This is a genomic window from Paraglaciecola arctica BSs20135, from assembly GCF_000314995.1.
In the GTDB taxonomy this organism is placed as follows: domain Bacteria; phylum Pseudomonadota; class Gammaproteobacteria; order Enterobacterales; family Alteromonadaceae; genus Paraglaciecola; species Paraglaciecola arctica.
The window spans coordinates 37,712-62,827 of the sequence record NZ_BAEO01000062.1 but is presented as its reverse complement, the minus strand read 5'-3'; the positions used below and the strand labels follow the sequence as shown (position 1 = coordinate 62,827).

Here is a 25,116-nt window from a genome sequence, read left to right as displayed (position 1 = left end):
AAATACTACTTAACCAGAGTTCAGGTTATTTAGGAGAAGCTCAACTGTCAGCCCCATAGAGGCCAAAAGTTGAAAATAACACTTTAAAAACACAGTCTAGCTTTGATCTAGTCAACTTCCCTGTTAACTAAAGTGGGTTGATTTTTCATGGGGTGGGATAAAAACCCACCCAACTGTTTTACAGACCTAGAATTTGTTTAACCTAGTTGCCATTTGAGGCGATGTTCAAAGGTTTGTTATTTTTGCTTCTCATCTCGTCGATGACAGCCTGTATTCCTTCTTGGCGGATCATAGATGCAAATTCATTACGTTTACTCGACAACAAACTGATCCCTTCTGCCACTAGATCATAAGTTTTCCATTCTTGTGTTTTTTTATTTTTACGTAATTTAAAACTAACACGTATATCAGGGGTACCCGCTTTTCTAATGATGGCTTTAATGGTCATATCGTTTTGATTTCCAGCGTCTTTGACAGGTTCAAACACCAGCTCCTGTCCACCATAGTTCGCTAAAACAACAGCAAAACTAGAAACCAAATACTCCTTAAACTCGTCCACATACTCTGGAATTTTGTCTTTAGGAACGGATCTAAATTGGCTCCCTAACACCTTGAATGCAGCAAATTTATGATCAATATACGGCATCAATTCTTGTTCGATAATAACGCGTAGGTGATCGGGATTAGATTGAATACTTGGTTGCTCTAATTCGATTCGTTCAAATGTAGCCTTAGTGACTTTTTCTAACAATACCTGAGGATTAACCGTCTCTGCATAACTCGAGTTTGCAAGCACAGTTACCAGTATGAGTAGTACAGATTGGCTGAGTTCTCTTATAATTTTAAAAAATTTTGTATTCATGAGTGAGCGCTCCTTGTGAGCTATAAAATAATTAACATTTAACAATTCTATAAAGGAGAAATTACAATCTCATTTATAAATAAATAGGGTGTAGCAGCAATGATATGCATCACAATGACAAAAATGCAGCATTGGGATTTACATAAACACTACAAGCGGTTTTGGTCCTTTCAAACTTGTAGTTGTGAGTCCAGATACAACCGTTGAACAATTGGATCTACCTGCCCACTTAACAATTTGGTTTTAGGCGAGTCATTCATGCTTTAAGGACCAACATAATCAAAAACAATTTCAAAACTCCCGTGCATATGACAGATTCAGAAAATCTAAACCAGGATTATGATCATTCAAGCCGCCATTTGAATAATGCATATAACGAACAGCCAAAGATTTTTCTAGTTGCTCGCCAAACTCCATTATCAAACCTAGACGGTCTTCAAACTGATAGTGCGAACCTATATCTTTACCAGCAAAACTAGTATTAGTTATCAGTGAGACTCCGATACCAAATTCCCACTTAAGGGGATATTTGTTATATAAAGTATCGAATTGCTTCGAAAACACTGGAGATAATGCAATTGCATAATTTACTTCATGTTGATTATCTTCCCCGAATTCCCAAAAATTCATACTGACCTCCCAATACACATCAAGATCGCCTAACAATTCAAATGTGGTGAGCTGAGTATAATAAGGACGATAAGCCAGACGAACTCCATTTAAGTTGCCTTCACCATGTAAATAATCGATTGCAACCGCTTGCTCCCTGGCCTGCACATTTAGGCTAGGGAGTAGAATAGAAGACATAGCCAATAACAAGAGTAACCAATGGCAATTTCTTACTGTTTGAATTAATTCTATTAAACTTTTTTTGACGCTCATTTGCTTAGCTCCTCTATTCACTATTTTGAGGATGCGGAGTATGAGCGCGCTAAAAAACTAAGTATAATTATATATTCATATGTGACACATTATATTTTGTGATGTATTGTAGCGCCATGGTTATTGCAATGAATAAAATATGCGTCCACAAGAACTAAACCTTTTAATGGTATTTGATGCCATCATGACCGAGCGTTCCATTACTCGCGCAGCTAATCGACTATCCATGACACAACCCGCGGTATCTAACGCGGTAAGCAGAATGCGAGTGGCTTGGAAAGATGAACTATTTGTCAAGGATGGCCGCAATATTCAGCCTACTTTGCATGCGCAAAATTTGTGGAATCAAGTCCGCGCCCCGCTGCTTTCACTTACCGAAGCGGTAGACCCCAAGAGTTTTGACCCTGCAACTGCCAAACGGACATTCCGCGTGGCACTAAATGACATAGTAGTGGATATGGCCTGGGCAGAACTACGATGTACCTTCGAGAAGGAAGCGCCGGGCGTTAATATCCATGCTGTCCCCTATACCATAATTAATACGGATCAGGTTTTGGAAGATGCAGAAGTTGATATGGTGATTGGCACTACAGGCGTTATTTCAAATACATTTAGAGCCGAATATTTGTTTTCACCTACTTATGTTTGCATTATGAATCATGATCATCCATTGGCAAAAGCTGACCTAAGTTTGGAAGAATTTGCAGCGGCGGATCATCTTCTGGTGTCATTGTCGGGCGATATCACCGGATATACCGATCAGGTTTTGCTACAACACGGATTATCCAGACGGGTTGCTGTTAGCGTTAATCATTTTTCCTCAGTTGCCAATTTAATAAAGCGCAGTGACCTGATATGCGTGATCCCAATTTCTGCGGTAGCCAAAGAGATAATTGCTGGAGAAATTTCAGCCACCAAACCACCTATAGAATTAATGCCCCAACAAGTTTCCACAATTTGGCACAAACGACAAGATAGAGACCAAGGGTTAATATGGCTAAGGGAGCATTTTAAACGGATTATTAGCCGAAATGTGGAGCTTGAAACGGCACAGGTAATGGATAGTTTATGTAAAAACAATCCATCAATGTGTGAAAAAAGTCAAAAATAGAGTTTCATTTTTTATCTTCATTAAATAGGAGGCTTTCACCTTATTAATTATTGTGATTTCAAGTGAATAGCAATGGATATATTGTTAATTGAAGCACTTGTCTTCGCTTTATTCAAAGCAAAACCTGTGCGTCACATTCAGGGTATCCATATAGGTAAATAAATATTTGTTGTAATCAATTTCAACTTACACGGTCTGTTGCATTGCCTAATGTAAATTTAATTATGACAGGTTAAAAAGCCTGCTAGTATTTTTCAGCCTGTAAACCTGTCATTTTCAACTACAACATATGCTAGCTTTGATAAATATAAAGCTGCCATAACCTAACAGCATTAATATCCGTATTAGCTGCCAAAGAATGTTTATTTTAACTACCAACGAGAGACCCATGCACTTTATAAAACGAAATCGTTTTTTAACTATTACTAGTATTATTATTTTTTTATTTGGAGCACAATTTATGACTCAAGCCGCACCAAAACCTAAGGTAATCGTTTTTGACGTAAACGAAACCTTATTAGACCTGGACACCATGCGCAGCTCTATCGGTAAAACCTTAAATGGCAATGAAGATCTTACAGCCTTATGGTTTTCTACTATGCTGCATCATTCTTTGGTCACCACAGTAACAGGCGACTATCAAGATTTTGGTAAAATTGGCGTCGCAGCGCTGATGATGGTTGCCCAAAATGAGGGAATAAAGATCACTCAGGAACAAGCAGTCACAGCTATTAAAACACCGCTGTTATCACTTCCTGCTCATCCAGATGTTAAGCCAGCGTTGTCAGCCTTAAAAACCTTAGGATATAAAGTAGTTAGCTTAACTAACTCATCTAACGCAGGCGTGAAAACCCAGTTTGCCAACGCAGGGTTAACTGAATATTTTGATGAACGAATGAGCATTGAAGATATAAAAGTATATAAACCCGACCTACGAGCCTATGAGTGGGCTTTAAAAAAACTCGGAGTTAAACCAGAAGAAGCTCTAATGGTCGCTGCACACGGTTGGGATATTGCTGGGGCTAAAGCTGCCGGTATGCAAACCGCTTTTATTGCCCGCCCAGGGAAAGCCCTGTATCCACTTGCCCCTAAGCCTGACTATTTAGTTAAAGACTTAAATGAATTAGTGGCTATTTTAAAGTAATTAACCTGAACTCTGCTTAAGACTGCCGCTTTCCTTATAATAATTGTAATAGTCTGTTAAAGAGTAATAGATGTATTGCCAATACATGGAACACATCCAGTGCTGCTATTATTACGTTTATTATGACGACCTATGCAGTCACCCTACAGTAAGGGCGACTGCAGCAATATTGGTAAGCACCTTCAAGATAGCAGATAGCTGAGTTATGAGAAAATAGCGTCGTCATCTTAGCGATTATGATTAACTTGAACGCTGCTTAATTGGAGACTTTTGCTCAATATTATCCAACCTTAGCATCTACCAATTAAGAATAACCTTACCTGATTGCCCTGACCCCATGGTTTCAAAACCTTGTTGAAATTCGTCTATCGAAAACTGATGAGTAATAATCGGATTTAAATCCAAACCACTTTGCACCAAGCTGGCCATTTTATACCAAGTTTCAAACATTTCACGACCATAAATACCTTTTATTGTTAAGCCTTTAAAAATCACTTTAGTCCAATCAATGGCGACGTCACCAGCAGGAATGCCTAACATCGCAATTTTACCACCATTGTTCATATGGGCGAGCATATCCCTCAAGGCGGAAGGTACACCAGACATTTCCAAACCGACATCAAAACCTTCGGTCATACCGAGGTCGTTCATCACTTCTTTCAAGCTTGTTTGATTGGCATTAATGGCTCGGGTTACACCCATCTTTCTTGCAAGTGTTAAGCGAAATTCGTTTACATCAGTGATGACAACATTACGAGCTCCAACATGTTTAGCGACGGCGGCGGCCATAATACCAATGGGACCAGCACCTGTGATCAGCACATCTTCACCAACTAAATCAAAGGATAAGGCAGTATGTACAGCATTACCAAAGGGATCAAAAATAGCCGCTAAATCACTGGATATATTATGGGGTATTTTGAAAGCATTAAAGGCCGGAATAACCAAATATTCTGCAAATGCACCTTGACGATTTACACCAACCCCAGTGGTGTTTCGGCACAAATGTCTACGTCCCGCACGGCAGTTACGGCAATAACCACAAGTTATGTGTCCTTCACCCGATACGCGATCACCAATAGTAAAACCTCTTACTTCTTGACCCAAGTCAACCACTTCTCCAACATATTCATGGCCAATGACCATAGGCACGGGAATAGTCTTTTGTGACCACTCATCCCAATTATAAATATGCATATCAGTACCACAAATTGCGGTTTTATGGATTTTTATCAGCAAGTCGTTATGGCCGACTTCAGGAATATCGCATTCGGTTAACCAAATGCCTTTTTCTTTATGTAATTTGGCTAAGGCCTTCATGCAATGACTCCTAATTCTTTACCAACTTCAATAAACGCATCTATTGCCTGATCAACTTGCTCTAGGCTGTGAGCGGCTGACATTTGGGTGCGAATACGCGCTTGCCCTTTTGGTACCACAGGAAATGAAAAGCCCACTACATAGATGCCTTTTTGCAACAGGTGGTCAGCCATACTACTGGCCAGTTTAGCATCGCCTAAGATCACAGGAATAATTGCATGGTCTTTGCCTGATAAAATAAAACCAGCATCACTCATACGCTGCCTAAAGTGGCTACTGTTACGATTCAACTGAGCTCTTAAAGCCTTGCCATCACTCATCATGTCAAATACTTTTAGGGAGGCTGCGACAATAGGAGGCGCGACTGAATTAGAAAAGAGATAGGGACGTGATCGTTGACGTAACCAACTGATAACTTCTTTTTTACCTGACGTATAACCGCCAGAAGCTCCGCCTAATGCTTTACCCAAGGTGCCTGTTAATATGTCAACTCTCCCCATCACATCACAATATTCGTGACTTCCACGACCATTTTCACCAACAAAGCCAGTAGCATGGCAGTCATCTATCATAACCAATGCTTGGTATTTGTCGGCTAGGTCGCAAATCGCTTTTAAGTTGGCAATAATACCATCCATAGAAAAAACGCCATCAGTGGCGATAAGCTTAGTGCGGGCCCCATTAGCATCGGCTTGAATAAGCTGTGCTTCTAATTCTTGCATGTTGTTATTCGCGTAACGGTAGCGCTTAGCTTTCGATAATCGCACACCGTCAATAATACTGGCATGGTTTAACGCATCTGAAATAATGGCATCTTCAGCATCTAGAATCGTTTCAAATAAGCCGCCATTCGCATCAAAACAAGAAGGGTACAAAATAGTATCTTCAGTCCCTAAAAAATGACTAATTTTAGCTTCTAATTGTTTGTGAATATCTTGAGTGCCACAAATAAAACGAACCGAGGCCATACCAAAACCGTGGGAATCTAAGCCTTGTTTAGCGGCAGTTATTAAATCCCTATGATTAGCTAAACCTAAATAATTGTTCGCACAAAAATTGAGAACTTGTTGTGATTCATTAACCCTGATATCAGCTTGTTGACTAGAATTGATAACACGTTCAGTTTTATATAACCCTTGGGCTTTTGTATCCAAGATTTGTTGTTGTAGCCGCTCGAAAAAATGTTGTTTCATCATGTTTTCCTGCAAAAAATTAAGACCCAGATCCAGCGATTCAATTAAATGAACCTTTTCTTTACTGGGTTCTTCAAAGATATTAGTTGTGGTAAACCTATTTGAGTTTGGTTAGGTGGGCAACCCAACCACCGCTGGGAGCGAGCTTTATGGGGATATCTTGATTTTTAATTACCTGCTGATTGTGGATCCTATAATCACTAGCATATCTATCGGAATTAATGCCGTCTGCAAAACTATCCATTTGATAATTTCCATTATCTAGGAATGATAAATTAATAGTAAACTCACGTTTATTACTGTTGCCCATCACTCCTATAAACCATTCGTCACCAGAACGTCTTGCCGTAATAATGTGATCTGCAATTTTAGCCGATACTATGATCGTTTCGTCCCACACTGTAGGTACTTTACTGATGAAATCAGTAGATTCAGCTTCTCTTAGGTAATTCGATGGACTATCGGCCAACATTTGCAATGGGCTTTCAAACACAACATACATGGCCATTTGATGTACACGTGTGGTCATACTCATTGGGCGATTAAAGTTAATGTTGAAATTTTCAGGTTGAGAATTAACCATAGCACCTGGAGTATAATCCATAGGTCCAGCTAACTGACGAATAAAAGGTAAGGTCAAATTGTGCTCTGCAGTAATATAATCTGCCCATTTATTATGCTCCAGACCACGCAGCCCTTCCCGGGTAATAACGTTCGGGTAAGCTCTGCGTATTCCTGCCGGTTTGTAGGACCCGTGGAAATCAACTAATAAGTGACGTTTAGCGGCTTGTTTGGCAACACGCCAATAATAGTCCACCATGGCTTGGTCATCACGTTGCATAAAATCTACTTTGATACCTGCCGCCCCCCACTCTTCAAAAGTATCTAATGCAACTTCCAACTGATTATCTAAGGTTTTCCAGATCACCCATAAAATCACCCCAACATTTTTAGCTTTGGCATAATCAATAATCTCCTGAATATTAATATCAGGTACAACATCTAAGACATTAGTTAAATGATGCCACCCCTCATCTAACACTATGTATTCCAATCCGTATTGGGCAGCAAAATCGATATAATATTTATAGGTTTGGGTATTGATCCCTGCTTTAAAATCTACGTTATATACGTTATTGGCATTCCACCAATCCCATGCAACTTTACCCGGTTTTATCCAGGATGGATCAATAGCTAATTCGTCAGCTAACAGGTAACTTAATTGATTAAGCAATAAATCAGCGTCATCTTTGCCTATTGCAATTATTCGCCAAGGAAAAGACCTCCCACCTTGCTGCTGCTCAATAGTGTTTTTGGATAAATATTGACCTCGCTCAATAATATTTTCGTTGCGATCAGAATTTGTTTTTAGCTCACTCTTAAGCACATAATGTGGAAAACGTGCATTCAGTGAGTTATCACTATTTCCTTCAATCCACATACCAGGATATTCCCGTAATGCAGTTTCAGTAATGACAACCTTAGTCCCTTCCACATCGACCAATAAAGGCAAACTGGCAAATTGTTTGTTGGAAATCTGATTAAGCTGCTTGGGTAGATATAAACGCTCATTGTGGGAAATAAAGTTGGTTTCTTCAGGAAACAATACTTGGTGATCAGCTGCAAAATTAAATTTTGCGTGCTCTGCCGTAACAATGACCTCCCCTGTTTTTTGAGTACTAAAACGATAGGCAACACCTTGATTAAAGGCACGAAAGCTTATACTTTTTTGATTTTTGAAATTTAAAATCAGTTCATTATAATGTTCGACGACTTGTTTGGATTTCTGACGAATATGAGGAGTGAGGGTACGATTAACAGTTGCTCGTTTAACACTGTCAATAACCAATACATCATCACTTACACCAGCAAAGGTTAGCGCCGCACTTGCATTTTTTAATATATCCCTACCTGCCACTTTTAATGAATAATTCAAAGTATTTTGGGCGGATACAGTTAAAACTAACTCGCCGTCTGGAGATTTAATTTCGTAAACAGAATTTTCTGTAGACGCCTGCTCTAAAGATTTGGCTTGAATATTACTTAAGCATAACCCTGTCACAATAATGAACAGGATCAGTTTATTTATGGTTCGCAATTGAATTGTTCTCATCTTGATCTCGTATATATTTCTCAAAATAAAATGGTCGATATAGTGGAACATCAAACAAGTTAAATAACTTATCGAAAACAAAGGAAAACATCTTCAAAAATAACTTTTAAGTGAAGAAAATAACCACTTAAAAACTAAATAACCTACAGCCATCTATGGCCTCAAGTTAGATATACATTCGCTCTCCATGTTCGGGATTAGTCCATTGATGGCGAAATTGTTGAGGTGTTTGTTGATACTCGCGCTGAAAAATATCGTAAAAGCGACTAATTGAGCCAAAACCGGCTTCAAGGGCGATATTCAAAACTGCATTATTAGTATCGATCAAGAGTGCTTGAGCATGTTGTAGACGTAATTTATTGATATATTTTTTAATGGATATTTTCATCACACGTTGAAATAGCTTCATTGCATAATTTGGATGTAATCCCGTCACTTGTGCAACATTTTCAATAGTGACTTTTTGGTCATAGTTGTCGGCAATATAGCGGAGTATTGCCTGTATATGAAACAGACCGCCGACAAGTGACTTATTGTCTAATTTATCTGAAGAATGAGATAGTTCAAACGTAGAATAGGATTCAAGGGACATTCGCCGAATACGATTTCTGATTTCATCAATAACCTGCATTGTTAGTGCTATTTCTTTTTTTTCTAAATCATCTTCCCACATACGGGTTACAGGATGATCACTAGAATGCAAACTATCAGCCACCAATACCTCCCCATGAAGAATTTCACTGATAAAAGTATTTGAAAATTTCCAAGATAGAAATGATTGTAGAGGCACGTATATGTTAACCATTTCACCTTCACCTGAAGACGCGATCATTTGGTGTGGGATTGAAGCCCAAAAAAGGATCATACGTCCTTCGGGCACACTTACTTTTTTACCATTAATCAAATAATCAGCTGAACAATTAAACAGATAATTGATTTCAATATGGCCATGCCAGTGACTCGCATCCATAATTTGTGGTTTATGCCTTTGAAAACCAAAATTATTCTCATGCCCCAATACTTCTAATGGGCTATTTTCACTAAATTTTATGCGATTTACCCAGTCCAACATAATGTCATTCCTACTTTTTAGTACTAGGTTAAGCTAATAGATGAAACCACTTTGTACAACAGCAATGTTAGAAAACGGGAATAATACATGTATAAATAGGACGCCTCTTTATTGCAAGTCTTTTTTACCCGGTTCATTAAGGCCAAAAATAATTTTAATGAGTCTTGAAAAAAGAGTTAATTAACACTAACCCAACCCAACGAACAAGAAAAAACATTTATAAATTTCAGATGGTTAGACCAATTTTGGCAAAAGTAAAAAGCCCTCATTCTGAGCATTAACTACCAACTATAAACCGCAAAAATAAAGCCTCCAATTACAACAATCATCACAACATTAATTGTGATTTAACGACATTTCAAAGTTGCTTCGAGCAAGCATAGTTATTTATTAGTAGTAATCGGGTGTTTATCAGGAAAGCAAAGTGATGTCATTCGAGATATAAATTTTACGGTGAGTTGTTGACCTAGATCGAACTGTTCAACAAATTGATTCATAAAAAATAAAATAATTAATCACACATGACTAACACTAATGCTAGAGGTGAAATATGAAAACCAAATACCTATCAGTTGCCATAAGTGCAGCACTGTTTACTTCAATAAGTTCTTATTCAGCAGAAAATAATATTGAAAATGTAGCCCAAAATGATGTTGAAGTAATTAACGTCGTTGGAATAAAACGCAGTATGTTATCGGCCAACGAATTAAAGCGAGATGCCAGTGTCATTACTGATGGTATCTCTGCTGAGGACATAGGTGTATTTCCTGACGGTAACGTTGCTGAGGCACTTCAGCGCATTACTGGGGTTTCCATTGACCGCTCTGGTGGTGAAGGTCGTTTTGTTACAGTACGAGGATTAGGGCCAGAATTTAATACTGTTCTTGCAAACGGTCGTATGTTGGCGACTGAAAATGCCGGTCGAGAATTTAGCTTAGATGTACTATCTGCCGATTTAATAAACGGGGCACAAGTCTATAAAGGTTCAAACGCGGTACTAACTGAAGGTGCTATTGGCGGTACTGTAGATATCTCAACTTGGCGACCATTTGAAATTGATGGATCCAAATTTATCGCTTCTGGCTCAGCAAGTTATGATAGTAATTCTAAAGCAAACGACGTAAAAACCTCTGCACTTTATAGCAACACTTTTAATGACGATACTATGGGTTTTTTGATGTCAGTTGCTTATAGTCAACGGACAGCCAGATTGGATAGTATATTTTCTGATGGTTATAGAAATTTTGACTTTGATGCAAGTCAGACTGTCAGTGGTCAGGCTATTACTGGCGCAACCACGTTAGCGGCTCAAAGGTTTCAGGTATTTAATCAAGATAGAGAACGTTTAGGCGGTACTGCTGTATTCCAATGGCGTCCTAACGATGATCATGAAATAACAGTCGACGGTTTATTCTCATTGTTTGATGTGGCTGATTCCAGCTATCAAGCGGCATATCCACTTGATGCAGGCGGAGCTGCAGGATTTAGCAATGTAGTAGTTGATCAAAACAACCTAGTCATTTCTGCCGACAAAGCAGCCCGTGTTGATGTCATCAAAGGTTCAAACCCACGAGATACAACCACTTTCCAAATTGGCTACAACCACGAATGGCAAGTTGATGAAAATTTGACTGTAGTGGGTGATATTGCTTACTCCGAAGCTGAGAGTAATGCTTATGGTAAAGACCGATTTTTCATTGCTCGGGCAGATACTGATGTATCGTTTACCATGGCAGGGGATTTTCCGCTTATCACCACAACCGAAGTTTTAACTAATCCAACTATATGGGAATCCCATGTAGCATCAAAACAAGGCAGAGATACTAGCGACGAAGTGTTAGAAGCCAAGCTTGATTTTGATTACATTTTGGAAGACTTGGGAGTGATACGCAGTGTTCAATTTGGCATCTATTACTCTGATCGTGAAAAAGATGTCATTGCTTCAAAAAGAGGGGATTGTGCCACTTGTTATAATGGAGGCAAAGTAAAATATACCGACCCCTCTATTTTCACGTCATTCACTCCAGGTGACTACATGAGTGAAGTTGGTGGCAATTTCACCAATCAGTGGATTGATTTTGACTACGAGGATATTCAAGCTTTCTTAGAAAGTGAAGCCGCGCTAAGTCAACTATCACCAGCAGATCGTGCGAGTATCGAAGCAAGATTAGCAACCAGCGGTTATGAAGCTCAACCCAATCCAGCGGGCACCAGCAAAGTGAGTGAAGAAAGTTGGGCTGGTTATCTGCAACTCTCCCTTGGTGGTGATATATGGGATGGTCAAGTTGGTGGTCGTTTTATCAAAACTGACCAAGTATCTACCGGACAATTTCAGGAAATTGTGTCACTTGTGGACATAGTAGATCCTGATGGTTTTGTTGAAAATCGCGTGGTAACACTCAGCGATCCAACTTCCACAGAATTTAACAATGATTATACCGAATTTTTGCCCAGTGCCAGTTTCCGCGTAGATTTAAATGAAGAGGGAGACATTATTTTACGAGCAGGATATTCCGACACATTGACCAGACCAACTATAAGCAGTTTGTCGACCGGGATTAGTTATTCAACCAATGTGGGTTCAGAGCGAGTTAACGCTTCAAATCCAAATCTTAAACCATTTAAATCCACCAACTATGACTTGTCGTTAGAATGGTACTTTAATGATGTAGGCTCTTTAACTTTTGCTGCTTTTAAAAAGGAATTGGATTCCTTTTTAACTGTTACCACCGAGCCTGTCATTATCTTTGACGTGCAGTTTGGCGATACTCGTCCACGTAATGGTGGCGAAGGCAATATTACAGGTTATGAAGTTGCCTATCAGCAAATTTTTGACTCTCTGCCAGCACCTTTTGATGGCTTAGGAGTACAAGCCAACTATACCAATATTGACAGCAGTGCTGACTACAGTCAGTTGGGTGCCAGTGGCGAGCTGACCTTAGAAGGTTTATCTGAACATAATGCTAACTTAGTCGCATTTTATGAAAAAGACGCCATTAAGTTACGACTGGCCTATAACTATCGTTCTGATTTTATAAACGAAGCTGTAAGTTATATTGGTGGTCCTAAATCAACCGATGATTTTGGTCAATTAGACTTCCGTGGTAGCTACGATATTAATGAAAATCTCCAGGTATTTGTTGAAGGCATAAACATTACCAATGAAACTCTTAGCCAATTTTATGACCTAGATAAAGCGCAACTTTCTGGTTATGAAGACTTTGGTGCTCGTTATGCAATTGGTGTAAGAGCTCAGTTCTAATATAGTCAGTAACACTTTTCAAGGTGCATGGATGCACTTTGAAAGGTTATATCAAACAGTGATAATCAGATTATTTTTAGGTTTGTATTAAAACCAGTCAAATTAATCAAAAATTGTATTTTGTTGGAAACAGTTACCAGATCCTGACAGCTTAAGGAGACAATTATTGATAGTAATTATCGCAACAGCTCTACAAATAATTTGTGACAATATGTATTCACAAAACGAGTTGTTTTTTTTCAAGCGCATAAAAGCCGCTGCATGTCTGCTCGATATAGACGGCACCAATAATGTTTTAGAAATGATTAATAACAGGCAGACTTTTTTATGAAGCTTAACGGCACAATGATATATCAAACGGATTACCAGATTGATACTGTCATAGAAATTTCGACCAATAATACTTTGTTATTATTGGGGGTTAATACCTTAACCGGTGAGCTACTACAATTTTATTATGGTAAACGTATTCAAAACCCTCTTGAACTCATTCCCCAAGGGCGGCCTCGCAAAGGTGAAGAAGCAACCCCGGCTTATTCAAGTTTTGGAGGGGGTAATAGTAACGCAGCATTATGGGTCACTCATGCTGATGGAGCACTATCCACTGAGCTAATTTATCAATCCCATAAAATCGAACAAGTTGATAACAATAAAAGCCATATTATTATTCTACTCAAAGATAAGTACTACCCTTTTTACGTAGAACTCAATTACAGCTGCTATCAACAACAAGATGTAATCGAAAGTTGGGTGGTATTTTTTCATAACGAACAAAGCAATATCGTACTTAACCAATACTCCTCAGCAGAACTTAGTATCGCAAATCAATACGAAGACTATTACCTCACTAGTTTCCAAGGACTTTGGGAAAGAGAAAACACTTTGCAGCAAGAAAAGTTGCAGATGGGTAAAAAGGTTCTTGATAATCGTTATGGTACTTGGTCTTCTTTTGGGCACAACCCGTCGTTTATGTTATCCCTAGGCACGCCTGCAGATGAAAAACAGGGAGAGGTTATTGCAGCAGCATTAGCTTGGAGTGGCTGTTGGAATATGACGTTTAATTACAGTAATGGAAAGCTATATCATGATACCAGTGATCGACGATTATTAAGTATCACAGCTGGCATCGACAACGTTGCAACAGACTACCACCTGCAACCCGGTGATAAATTAAACACCCCTAAATTCATTATGACATATAGCGATAAAGGACGGGGTCAGGCATCACGTAATCTGCATAGCTGGGCAAGACGTTATAAGTTACTGGATGGCGACTTAGAACGCCCCATATTACTTAATAGTTGGGAGGGTTTACACTTCGATTTTGATGAAGCCAAACTGCTTGAAATGATGGATGGTACAGCGGCCATGGGTGGTGAAATGTTTGTGCTCGATGATGGTTGGTTTGGCAACAATGACAAAGCCAGAAATGGACCAGATAGAGGGCTGGGAGATTGGCAGGTAAATAAGCAAAAATTACCGAATGGTTTGGCTTATTTAGCTGAACAAGCGAATGAACGGGGTTTAAAGTTTGGTTTGTGGGTCGAGCCTGAGATGGTAAACCCCGATAGTGAGTTGTTTAAAGCTCATCCAGAATGGGTAGTACAACAACCAAATAGAGAACAGATACTCTATCGCAATCAACTAATATTGGATCTAAGCAATCCTCTAGTACAAGATTTTATCTTTTACAGCGTGTCTGACATTTTAAATCAAAGCCCGTTGATCTCTTATATCAAATGGGATTGTAACCGTTCTTTTACTAATCCCGGATCGCAGTATTTGCCAAAAGACCAACAGACCCATATTTGGTTTGAATATGTTAGTGGTTTGTATAAGGTCTACGACCGACTAATTAAAGCTCATCCTAAGGTCATGTTTCAAGCTTGTGCTAGTGGGGGCGGTCGTATTGATTATGGCATGCTTATGCGCAACCATGAGTTTTGGCCAAGCGACAATACAGATGCGTTGCAACGTGTTTTTATTCAATGGGGAACAAATTACATATACCCCGCCATTGCTACCGCTGCTCATGTGACATTATCCCCAAATATTCAAACACAGCGTCATACTCCCCTTAAATTTCGTTTTGATGTTGCTATGTCAGGACGTCTCGGTCTGGAACTAAAACCAGAAGATATGCAGGAGGATGAATTAGCTTTTGTGAAGTCAGCGATACAGACCTATAAATTGATCCGTGCGACCATAATGTTTGGTGATTTGTATCGTCTAGCATCCCCATATGATGGTCACTTTGCTGCTTGTATGTACGTGAGTCAAGATGCCCAAAAGGTCATTGTTTTTGCCTACAACATTTGTTACAAACTTGGTCAAATTCAGCCACATATAAGATTGGACGGCTTGCAAGAAGATAGAAAATATGTGATTAGAGAAATTAATAAACTTGATGATCATAGTCACTGTAGTATTGAAAATTCGGTGCTAAGTGGTGACGTATTAATGACCTATGGTCTATCGCTAAATTTTACTCAAGAATATGACAGCGCAGTGTTGCAACTAAATATGGTTTAATATCCAGACTGCGTGAAAATGAAGAATTCCTGAAGATTTAAAGCGGTTTTCAACTGTTATTACCAACCTCAATCCATACCTATCGATTATGCCCCGGCGCCGGGCAGTCTAAACGGCAGCATGTCCCAATTTATGCTGTCTAGTTTATTGTATTATCCTTATTTAACAATGGTTTAATTCCAAAATGGAGATAAGGATAAGAAAAGGCGTAAAACAACGAAAACAACGGCCCGCCGAGGCAAAATATAGCCCAAGGTGCATAATCTAAAGTAGCAACACCTAAAGTAGTAGCAATAAACACTCCGGAAACTGTCCAAGGTAAAATGGGATCCATCAAGGTCACTGAGTCTTCCAAAGAACGAGAAAGGTTTTCTGGGGCTAATTTGCGATCTTTATAAGCCCCCTGAAACAAGTTGCCAACTATCAATGCAGTAACACTTCCATGACTGGATAGAGAGATCATTAACAATCCTGAAGACATAGTGGCAGCGATCAAACCAAATACTGAGGTAGCAAATCTTAGCAAGCGTGTAATGATAACATTTAGTGCCCCTGAAACTTCCATTGCACCAGTGAGTAATATAGCCGCAACAATGACCACTAAAGTGTCAACCATTACGTAGACTCCTCCGCGATTGATCAAAGTTAAAAAAGGCTCACTAAACGAGGATATTTCGACACCAGACGGGTTAAACATTGAACTATTAAAACCATTCATTGCGGCATCAATAGCACTGCTGATTGAGAAATCTTGCACACTTACACCAATGACCAAAGCACTTAAGCTGGATGCAGCAATACCCAATACAGGTGGTAGTTTTGCGGCGATAGATGCCAAAACAATGAAGGGTGGTATAAGGGTCCACCAATTTAGCACGTAAGCCATATCGATATCCCGCAACATCCGAACGGCCCCCAGAGGCAGTTCTGAACTTGAACTGGATACACCACTAGAACCTGCAATAAAAAAGACAATTGCCGCCAGTAAAAATGCTGGCACAGCGGTATAAAGCATATGCCGAATATGGGTATATAAATTAACACCAGCAGCAAGCGCGGCAACATTGGTTGTATCAGATAAAGGCGACATTTTGTCACCAAAGTAGGCGCCTGAAACCACAGCTCCTGCGACCATAGCAGGAGACGCTTCTAGTCCAGGTGCCATACCCATCATAGCCACTCCTAGGGTGCCAATTGAGCCCCAAGATGTGCCAGTCATAAGTGACATTATTGCAGTCGACAAAAAGGCGGTTAGTACAAAAGTTTCTGGGTCAATCAAACGTAAGCCAATTGCCACAAAGTAGGGAATTGTGCCACTTAGTACCCATGAACCTATCAATGCACCTATAGCCAACAGTATTAACAATGCTGGAAACAAACTTGCCAATTTATGGGCGGCAGAAGATTGCACTTGATCCCAGGATTGCCCTTGTTTTAAAGCCAAAAGGGTAGCCACAACCGCGGCAGCCAGTAATGAAACCACTACAACGTTATTACCGGTTTGAATAAATATTGAGCCACAGATAAAAAAAATCAACATGATGGCAAAAGGTAACATCGCCAAATAAAGTGGCAGTTGATGCTCACTTTGCTGTTTTGCTACTGTCATTCTGATCAACCCATTTTATGTACGGTGGAAAAATTTAAATCACTCGTAATTTTTATTCCGCTCAAAGGCATGAGAAACATCTCATGCTCTCTAAACGATTAAGTGAAAAACCATGATTTACCTATTTTTATTATAAATAACACAGCCTTAGCGGATAGTGTTAGACCTTTATTCAAGAATTTTTCAAAGAGGATTTTGTTCACAAAAAAAGCTATTAAACGAGAGTTCTTAGCTGTTTTGCAGGACAATAATTACACTTGTTACTGCTATATTAAACGATTAGTGCAGTATGTTTTTGCTTAAGTATCAAATGTCGCTACACCCATTTGTGTGGATCAATTTAAGTAATATCAAATTTAGGAAATTGATAAATGTTTACTAGAGATCGAATGAAAAGAGTTGGATTAAGTTTGTTTTTCATGTTGCTAGGTGTGCAATACGCCGTCGCACAAGAAAGGCATTTTGTTATTGGTGAACAGAAAATAACTGTAGAAGGTGATTTGGCTGGTTTTAGTCTGAATATCGATAATACCAAAATAGAAGATGGCTTAGACGTCGCGGTTTTAACACTTAGTCATAGTGAAGCAACCACTCCGCCCAAATTGACCCTTAAGTGGTCACTGCCATCGACAGATATTTCCGGGATCTGGACTGCAGCCTACAACGAAAGTCACATATTGCAAGCTGATTGGGACGAATCTAAATTAGAATCTATGTTAACTCGTAATGCCCCGGTTTTTACCTTATTTGGATTTGACGATGTAAATCGCCTAACCGTAGCAGTGGCGGATGCAGTTAATCCGGTAAATCTAGCTGCAAAAATCAGAGAAGAAGATGCCCAAATTTATGCCAGTATTGAACTTTTTAGTGAAAAACATAAAAAAGTCACTCAGTACAGCACCGAGATTCGTTTTGATCGCCGCGCTAGGCCGTTTTATTCAGCATTATTAGATGTTTCAAATTGGTGGGCATCAATGGCGGCTTATATCCCAACCAAGGTACCTGAAGCTGCAACCGAGCCGATGTATTCAACTTGGTACAGTTATCACCAAAACATTGATCACGATGAATTACTCGAAGAAGTTAAACTCGCGGTCAAAATGGGCTTCAAATCCATTATTGTTGATGACGGTTGGCAGACAACAGACAGTAATCGCGGTTACGCATATACAGGAGACTGGCAGCCTGATCGTTTACCTGAAATCAAAAAATTTGTCGATGACGTTCATGACCAAGGCATGAAAGCCTTGCTTTGGTATTCTCTGCCATTTATGGGTGAGAAAGCTAAGGGTTTGCAGCAATTCGAAGGCAAATTTCTGACTCATCATAAAAGTTTACAGACTTATGTGTTAGATCCTCGTTTTCCGGAAGTACGGGAATATATTATCGGTCATTATGAAAATGCCATCCAAAACTGGGGCTGGGATGGTTTAAAATTAGATTTTATCGATCAGTTTAAAAGTTATTCAACAACAGTATTAGAAGCCACTGATGGCAGAGATTACGCCTCTGTTTACGAAGCTGTTGATAGATTAATGACAGACACCATTGTGGCACTAAAAAAAATCAATCCCGAGGTAATGATTGAGTTTCGCCAGCGTTATATTGGTCCGGCAATGCGCAAGTACGGCAATATGTTTCGCGCTACCGACATACCTAATGGTGCCATTACCAATAGAGAAAGAATTGTAAATCTCAGAGTGTTAAGTGGCAACACCGCAGTGCATTCAGACATGCTGATGTGGCACAAGGATGAAAAAGCTGAGATCGCAGCCTTACAATTTTTAAACATATTATTCTCGGTACCACAAATTTCAGTTCGACTTGCTGACATTCCCAAACCCCATGTCGAGATGTTAACTTTTTACACCCAATATTGGTCAAATAACAAACACGTATTGTTAGACGGAGATTTCAAGGCTCACGGAATTTATGGGAAATACCCACAGATAAGCGCTAATACCAGTAATAAACAAATCACAGCACTTTATGCCAACGAGGTAGTTAAATTAGGAAGTGTGTCACTCCCAAATTTAGATATAGTAAACGCCAAAAAATCTAACCGCGTTGTACTAGATTTGAGTGACAGTTGGGGCAAATACAATGCTGTTATCACTGATTGCACGGGTAAGATAATCAGTAAAAAAAGTGTCGACTTGAAACAGGGACTACATGGTTTCGACGTACCCACATCGGGATTATTGTCGTTTACAAAACAGTAAATTAATCAAATATAGGAAAACAAATATGAACCAACTGAGACCCTATGTTGCACTTTTGGTAATGACATTTTTATTATGTTCATGTGCCCAAAAAACTGAGCAAATAGCCAAAACACCAGATAAAAAGCCCAACATATTATGGATTTATGTAGAGGATATATCCCAAGATTTGGGAACCTATGGTGAACCATTGGTAAAAACCCCAGTAATTGACGATCTTGCAAATAAAGGCGTTAAATTTACCAACACCATCATGCCAGCGCCAGTTTGTTCCGCTGTGCGTTCAGCTATGATCACTGGTGTTATGCAAACCACCTTAGGCGTGCATAATCACCATAGTGCAAGAACTGAAGAGTCTGCATTTTACTTACCTGAGACGATCACAACCGTACCTGAGTTGTTTAAAAAGGCGGGATATTTCACCTTTAATAGTGGTAAAGAGGATTACAACTTTAGCTATGATAGAAAGGATTTATATGAGGGTGATTACATGGTTCATCCCTTATACGGAAAATCAGGTGTACCTATTGATTGGAATTCTAGACAAGATAAAGACCAGCCATTTTTTGGACAAATTCAACTAAAAGGTGGCAAGCACATCTTCAGCAGTACATTTAAAGATAGGGTTAAATTTCCAATAGACAGATCCAAAATAAAATTACCTCCCTATTATCCAAATGATCCTGTCGTTGTAGAAGAATGGGCAAGATATCTAGAATCTTTACAAATGACAGACAGGGACGTTGGTGAAATATTGCAGCGCCTAAAAGATGACGGCGAACTTGATAATACTCTTATATTCTTCTTTGCCGACCATGGAACACGTTTCCTGCGTCACAAACAATTTCTATATGAAGGAGGTATAAAAGTGCCCTTCATCGCTTATTGGAAAGGTAACCCTAATATTGTGGTACCTGGCGTAAGAGATGAATTAATCAGTGGTCTGGATATTGGTGCTACTTCATTAGCCGTTGCCGGTATTGATATCCCCGAGTACTTTGAAGGTGAAAATCTGTTTAGCGGACACTACAAGAGCAAAGATTATGTAATATCAGCCAGAGACAGGTGTGACTTCACCATAGATAGAATTCGTTCAGTACGAACCGAGCGCTATAAATATATTAAAAACTTCTTTCCTGAACGTTCAGCTATGCAACCTAGCTATCGAGATGAATGGGAGCTAACCAATGTTTCCCGCCAACTCTATCTGGACGGTAAACTCAATGACATCCAAGCTAAACATTGGCTTCCTCAAAGAGATGTAGAGGAATTATATGATTTAGTGAATGATCCTGATGAAATTAACAACTTAGCTAATGATCCCAATTATGCCGCCGAGTTAATTCATCATAGGGAAATCTTAACTTCTTGGATTAAACAAACAGATGACAAAGGACAATATCCAGAACGTGAGGAATCATTAAAATTAATGCTTGGCATTTGGGGAGATACCGCTATTAACCCTGAATATGACCTCTTAAGAGCCAAATATCCTGATCTGTCAGGGTCTCAATACTCGTTGAAAAATGAAAGATTCAAGAAAGTAACTCAGAAATGAGTTAACGACTTCTTATAGGTTCTCTCTTACTAGAGAGAACCTATAAATAGCTCAATACAGCGGAATACTAGATTTAGTCATCTAAGGTAAATCTAGTTAATTTTAAACCTTAATGTTCAAAGTACATCGAATTTTGAGGTAACTCCTAGCGGGCCTGACAAACAATAATCTTGGAATATTTATAATGAATCTATCTGCAATTGATATAGGCATTTTTGTCTTTTACGCATGTGCGCTACTCGCGCTGGCGCTGTATATTTCTCGGGATGAGAAAAATCATGAACGTGATACAGAAGACTATTTCTTAGCCGGTAAATCCTTACCTTGGTGGGCAATAGGTGCTTCGTTAATAGCCTCGAACATTTCGGCGGAACAAATTATTGGCATGTCAGGTTCAGGTTATGTTTTGGGTTTAGCCATTGCGTCTTACGAATGGATGGCCGCTATTACTTTGATTATTGTCGGTAAATACTTTTTACCTATTTTTCTCAAAAACAAAATATTTACCATGCCGCAATACTTGGAGCAACGCTATGACAATAGAGTTAGGACCATAATGGCGGTATTTTGGTTAGCTGTTTACGTCTTTGTCAACTTAACTGCAGTGCTTTGGTTGGGTGGTTTGGCCATTAATACGATTACAGGCGTTGATATAACAACGGGCATGGTTTGTCTTGGATTGTTTTCACTCGCTTATTCACTTTATGGTGGCCTTAAGGCCGTTGCATACACAGATATAATACAAGTTGTATTATTAGTTTTTGGTGGTTTTGTTTTAACTTACATCAGTTTAGATAAAGTCGCAGGCGGTGAAGGATTTATTGCTGGTTTTGGTATATTAACCGAGCAACTGCCTGAAAAATTCAATATGATTTTTGATGCTGATAGCCCCCATTACGCAAATCTGCCAGGGCTTTCGGTATTGTTAGGCGGAATGTGGATTATGAATATTTCCTATTGGGGCTTTAATCAATATATTATTCAACGCGCCCTAGCCGCTAAAGACCTCGAAGAAGCACAAAAAGGTATTGCTTTTGCTGCATACATGAAACTCCTTATTCCATTTTTTGTTGTAGTGCCAGGCATTGCTGCCGCATTATTGTTTACCGATTTAGATCGCCCTGACGAAGCATATCCTAGCCTAATGGCATTAATGCCTGTTGGTATTAAAGGGCTGGTATTTGCAGCACTTATTGCAGCAATAGTGTCGTCATTAGCATCCATGTGTAACAGTGTTTCAACCATATTTACTATCGACATATATTCCCATATTAAAAAGGATCGAAGTCAGAGCCACTACGTTGCAGTGGGCCGTATAGTTAGTTTGCTAGCGTTGATAATTGCTATGCTCTGCGCAAAACCATTACTTGGAAATTTTGATCAAGCATTCCAATACATCCAAGAATTCACCGGATTTTTTACTCCTGGAATAGTGGTACTTTTTGTTCTAGGAATGTTCTGGAAGAAAATGAATGCAGTAGGCGCAATGTCGGCAGCAATAGGTTCAGCCGTGTTATCTTTTACCTTCAAATTTGCTTTCCCAACTATCCCCTTTATGGATAGAGTTGGCTTAGTGTTCTTAGCCTGTATCGGTTTAGCGGTATTCTGCTCATTGGTATTCAGATCGGCTGGATCTAATACACAATCACAAACAGTGTCTCTTAAAGAAGTTAATTTCTCTACAACCCCTTCGTTCAATATCTTGGCGATTGGTATCATTTTGATACTTGCCGCATTTTATAGCGCTTGGTGGTAACTCGCCGTTAATTCCTATATTGAGTATCATTTAAAAAAGACAAAGATTTTAGCTTTGTCTTTTTTATTTTTTTTTATTTTTTTTATTTTATTCCAAGTGCATCGTAGACCAAATAGCCATTATAAGAGCAATAAATAGCTAGTAAGAAAATACCTTCTTTTCTAAAGATCCGGCTCCTCTTGCCAAATCCAAATACCATTACTAGTAATATTAGAGTCAAAGCAAACATGACTGGCCAGTCACGGCTCATGACCTCCGCAGGAATCGATGTTATCGGCGCAATTGCACCGGTAAGACCAACAACCCCAAGAATATTGAACATATTTGAACCGATGAGATTACCAATAGCGATGTCGTGATTACCTTTGCGAACGGCAGCAATAGTAGTGGTTAATTCTGGCAATGAAGTCCCAACAGCAACAATAGTCAGTCCAATAACTAGGTCACTAACCCCAAGAGCTGAAACAATTTCAACAGCACCCCATAAAAGTAATCGTGAACTAGCTATAAGTACAACTAAACCAACGATAAGCCAGATTATTTCACGTCTAAGAAGTATTGGAGTTGACGGCTGATCATCGCAACACTCCGAGTTTGAAGCGTCAGAACGATGCCCCAGAGCAGCAGTAACTGACCATATTATTACCAGTACAAATCCAGTGAGTAATAAATAGGCATCAAAAGTTGATAAAACACCATCAAAAAATAAATACCCAGAAAATAGCATTATAAATATTAAAAGCGGCATTTCATTTTTTATAATTTTTGAATGAATAGTGATAGGACATAAGACTGCTGTTATCCCCAAGACAAGGCTAATATTGGTAATATTTGAACCTATTGCATTTCCCAGTGCGAGTCCTGGAATACCATCAATTGCAGCCATAGCAGAAACCACCATTTCTGGTGCAGACGTCCCAAAACCAAGGATGACGATACCTATAAGTAATGGAGGTAGTTTAAAGTGTTTTGCTAAAATAGCAGCTCCATCAACAAAACGATCGGCACTCCATACCAATAAACTAAGACCAATAATTATTGCCAATAAAGCTATAAACATTAAAACACCTGCCAAGTAGACATATTTTAAAAAAAACGTGAGATTTCAGAAGAAAAACTCGACACTGAAGAACCGAGATTAATGAGCCGTTATTTCATTATGCTTGTTAGCAGTTCTTGTTTATGTCGTTCCATTTTTGAATTATTCTCAATCATATTCCGTGCAGTTTCCGAAAACTGTTCGGCAATGTTTTGGAATGGTATTTTGTTTGTTTCAGTTAACACCTCTAACTCTTCATCATTTATATATTTGTGCCCATACATTGCACCTAAAATCACGCCAGACATAACACCAATGGAATCCGTGTCTCGTCCAGAGTTAATACCACCAATAATGGTCTGTCTAAAGTCACCGTCATGTAATACCGCGTAGGCAAGTGCAAAAGGTAATTCTTCAATAGCGAACAGTCGACTTGGTACGTAATGATTTGACGGCACACCTATCTTTTCGATTTTTCGGCTGACATCATCAGCCATAGGTGAATACGGCAAAATTGTTTTTTGGAATTCAGCGACCACTAATGCATGATCATCTTTTTGACTTTTCAGTTGTCGCGCTTTCTCGCACATATCCTGTATAGCCATCTTAGTGCCATCCTTCGCCAGCGATAAAGCTGTTGCGACTATGTCTTCAATAACAACGCCGGGTTCAAATGCTTTAGCAACACAAGCGGCTAATACACCTGCTGCTTCTAGTCCATAACTAGCTTGATGGCCACTGGCAAAATTAATAGCCTCATCATACGCAGCCTTTGGATTGCAAGCGTTCACTATCCCAATAGGAGCAATATACATGGCGGCACCACAATTTATCATATTGCCGATCCCACCTTCTCGTGGTTCACAATTAGCGAGTGCATGACGTTGAAAAATCCATTTTTCAGGGTAAAACAAACGCTCGATAATATGATCTTCTCTGCCTAATTCTGGAATATAAGTTTTCTTAAATGCTATTTCTTTTACCATTCCATCAGCCATATCCCACGCATCGAGGGGACGTTTCACATCGTTATAAATATTCATAAGAGCGATGGTCATTAAAGTATCATCGGTAATAATGCCGTAACCTCGTTGACGATTATTACGCATAGAAGCTGACCAATCTGCCTTATGCCAAGGCATTAATATGGTTTCCACCCTGCCGTATTTTTCTAAAATTTGCTCGTAAGTAAGCTTTTCAATAGTGGCGCCAATGGCATCACCAAACGCAGTGCCATAAATCACTCCTTTTACTCTATCTACAAAGCTCAGCATATTTTTCTCCAAATCCATCATTTAAAAGGGGTTAATTGTCTAGGGTAGGTAGCAGCTAAAACATCCAAAATATTATGTTTGCAACTGTTCCAATGTGTTTTGATCAAACGTAAAACTGCATTCATTTGATTTGTTTTTTAACAAGTCATCGCTTATTTAGTAAGCAG

The 25,116-nt window shown here is 39.2% G+C and carries 16 protein-coding genes; 7 read left to right on the top strand and 9 right to left on the bottom strand.

Translation table 11 applies throughout. The features are described from left to right. Nucleotides 1-202: 202 nt before the first annotated feature. Both GARC_RS20595 and GARC_RS20590 read right to left on the bottom strand, forming a co-directional pair. Entirely contained in the window at nucleotides 203-862 is a 660-nt protein-coding gene (locus tag GARC_RS20595) for an MlaC/ttg2D family ABC transporter substrate-binding protein (RefSeq protein ID WP_007623967.1), read from the bottom strand. Between the two features lie 291 nt (nucleotides 863-1,153). After that, nucleotides 1,154-1,744 carry an acyloxyacyl hydrolase gene (locus GARC_RS20590; RefSeq protein ID WP_007623964.1) on the bottom strand — a complete coding sequence of 197 codons (591 nt, stop codon included), beginning with the start codon at nucleotides 1,742-1,744 and terminating at the stop codon, nucleotides 1,154-1,156. Nucleotides 1,745-1,883: 139 nt separating this feature from the next. On the opposite strand from GARC_RS20590, the gene GARC_RS20585 reads away from it, so the two are divergent. Next, nucleotides 1,884-2,855 (top strand): LysR family transcriptional regulator, encoded by a 972-nt coding sequence (locus tag GARC_RS20585; RefSeq protein WP_226989254.1) that lies wholly within the window; start codon nucleotides 1,884-1,886, stop codon nucleotides 2,853-2,855. A 460-nt stretch (nucleotides 2,856-3,315) separates the two neighbouring features. Then, nucleotides 3,316-3,999, top strand: coding sequence for a haloacid dehalogenase type II (locus tag GARC_RS20580; RefSeq protein ID WP_007623959.1), 684 nt, complete (start codon nucleotides 3,316-3,318; stop codon nucleotides 3,997-3,999). A gap of 297 nt (nucleotides 4,000-4,296) precedes the next feature. On the opposite strand, the gene tdh is transcribed toward GARC_RS20580, so the two are convergent. From tdh to melR, 4 genes are all read right to left on the bottom strand, one after another. Next, a complete protein-coding gene (tdh, locus tag GARC_RS20575; RefSeq protein ID WP_007623957.1) occupies nucleotides 4,297-5,319 on the bottom strand; it encodes an L-threonine 3-dehydrogenase in 1,023 nt (340 codons plus the stop codon). Continuing rightward, entirely contained in the window at nucleotides 5,316-6,512 is a 1,197-nt protein-coding gene (locus GARC_RS20570) for a glycine C-acetyltransferase (RefSeq protein WP_007623955.1), read from the bottom strand. Before GARC_RS20570 ends, tdh begins: the two co-directional genes overlap by 4 nt. A gap of 97 nt (nucleotides 6,513-6,609) precedes the next feature. Beyond that, nucleotides 6,610-8,625: a glycoside hydrolase family 97 protein gene (locus tag GARC_RS20565; RefSeq protein ID WP_007623953.1), complete on the bottom strand. Its 2,016-nt coding sequence runs from the start codon at nucleotides 8,623-8,625 to the stop codon at nucleotides 6,610-6,612. A 166-nt stretch (nucleotides 8,626-8,791) separates the two neighbouring features. Then, a complete protein-coding gene (melR, locus tag GARC_RS20560; RefSeq protein WP_007623942.1) occupies nucleotides 8,792-9,697 on the bottom strand; it encodes a transcriptional regulator MelR in 906 nt (301 codons plus the stop codon). 550 nt (nucleotides 9,698-10,247) lie between these two features. Between melR and GARC_RS20555 the strand changes: the two genes are divergently transcribed. After that, the gene (locus GARC_RS20555) at nucleotides 10,248-12,959 is read left to right on the top strand and encodes a TonB-dependent receptor (RefSeq protein WP_007623939.1); all 2,712 of its coding nucleotides are present in this window, start codon (nucleotides 10,248-10,250) and stop codon (nucleotides 12,957-12,959) included. 327 nt (nucleotides 12,960-13,286) lie between these two features. Next, nucleotides 13,287-15,491, top strand: coding sequence for an alpha-galactosidase (locus tag GARC_RS20550; protein ID WP_007623936.1), 2,205 nt, complete (start codon nucleotides 13,287-13,289; stop codon nucleotides 15,489-15,491). A gap of 139 nt (nucleotides 15,492-15,630) precedes the next feature. Here the strand turns inward: GARC_RS20550 and nhaC are convergent, their stop codons facing one another. Further along, the gene (gene nhaC / locus GARC_RS20545; RefSeq protein WP_007623934.1) at nucleotides 15,631-17,100 is read right to left on the bottom strand and encodes a Na+/H+ antiporter NhaC; all 1,470 of its coding nucleotides are present in this window, start codon (nucleotides 17,098-17,100) and stop codon (nucleotides 15,631-15,633) included. A gap of 371 nt (nucleotides 17,101-17,471) precedes the next feature. Between nhaC and GARC_RS20540 the strand changes: the two genes are divergently transcribed. The 3 genes from GARC_RS20540 (at nucleotide 17,472) to GARC_RS20530 (ending at nucleotide 22,636) form a co-directional block, all read left to right on the top strand. After that, a complete protein-coding gene (locus GARC_RS20540) occupies nucleotides 17,472-19,322 on the top strand; it encodes a glycoside hydrolase family 36 protein (protein ID WP_007623932.1) in 1,851 nt (616 codons plus the stop codon). A 25-nt stretch (nucleotides 19,323-19,347) separates the two neighbouring features. Next, complete coding sequence (locus GARC_RS20535) at nucleotides 19,348-20,880, top strand: sulfatase family protein (RefSeq protein WP_039990174.1); 1,533 nt, start codon at nucleotides 19,348-19,350, stop codon at nucleotides 20,878-20,880. Between the two features lie 184 nt (nucleotides 20,881-21,064). After that, nucleotides 21,065-22,636 carry a sodium/sugar symporter gene (locus GARC_RS20530; protein ID WP_007623928.1) on the top strand — a complete coding sequence of 524 codons (1,572 nt, stop codon included), beginning with the start codon at nucleotides 21,065-21,067 and terminating at the stop codon, nucleotides 22,634-22,636. An 82-nt stretch (nucleotides 22,637-22,718) separates the two neighbouring features. Here the strand turns inward: GARC_RS20530 and GARC_RS20525 are convergent, their stop codons facing one another. Further along, nucleotides 22,719-23,696: a calcium/sodium antiporter gene (locus GARC_RS20525; protein WP_007623926.1), complete on the bottom strand. Its 978-nt coding sequence runs from the start codon at nucleotides 23,694-23,696 to the stop codon at nucleotides 22,719-22,721. An 89-nt stretch (nucleotides 23,697-23,785) separates the two neighbouring features. Continuing rightward, entirely contained in the window at nucleotides 23,786-24,949 is a 1,164-nt protein-coding gene (locus tag GARC_RS20520) for an ADP-ribosylglycohydrolase family protein (RefSeq protein ID WP_007623924.1), read from the bottom strand. Nucleotides 24,950-25,116: the final 167 nt, after the last annotated feature.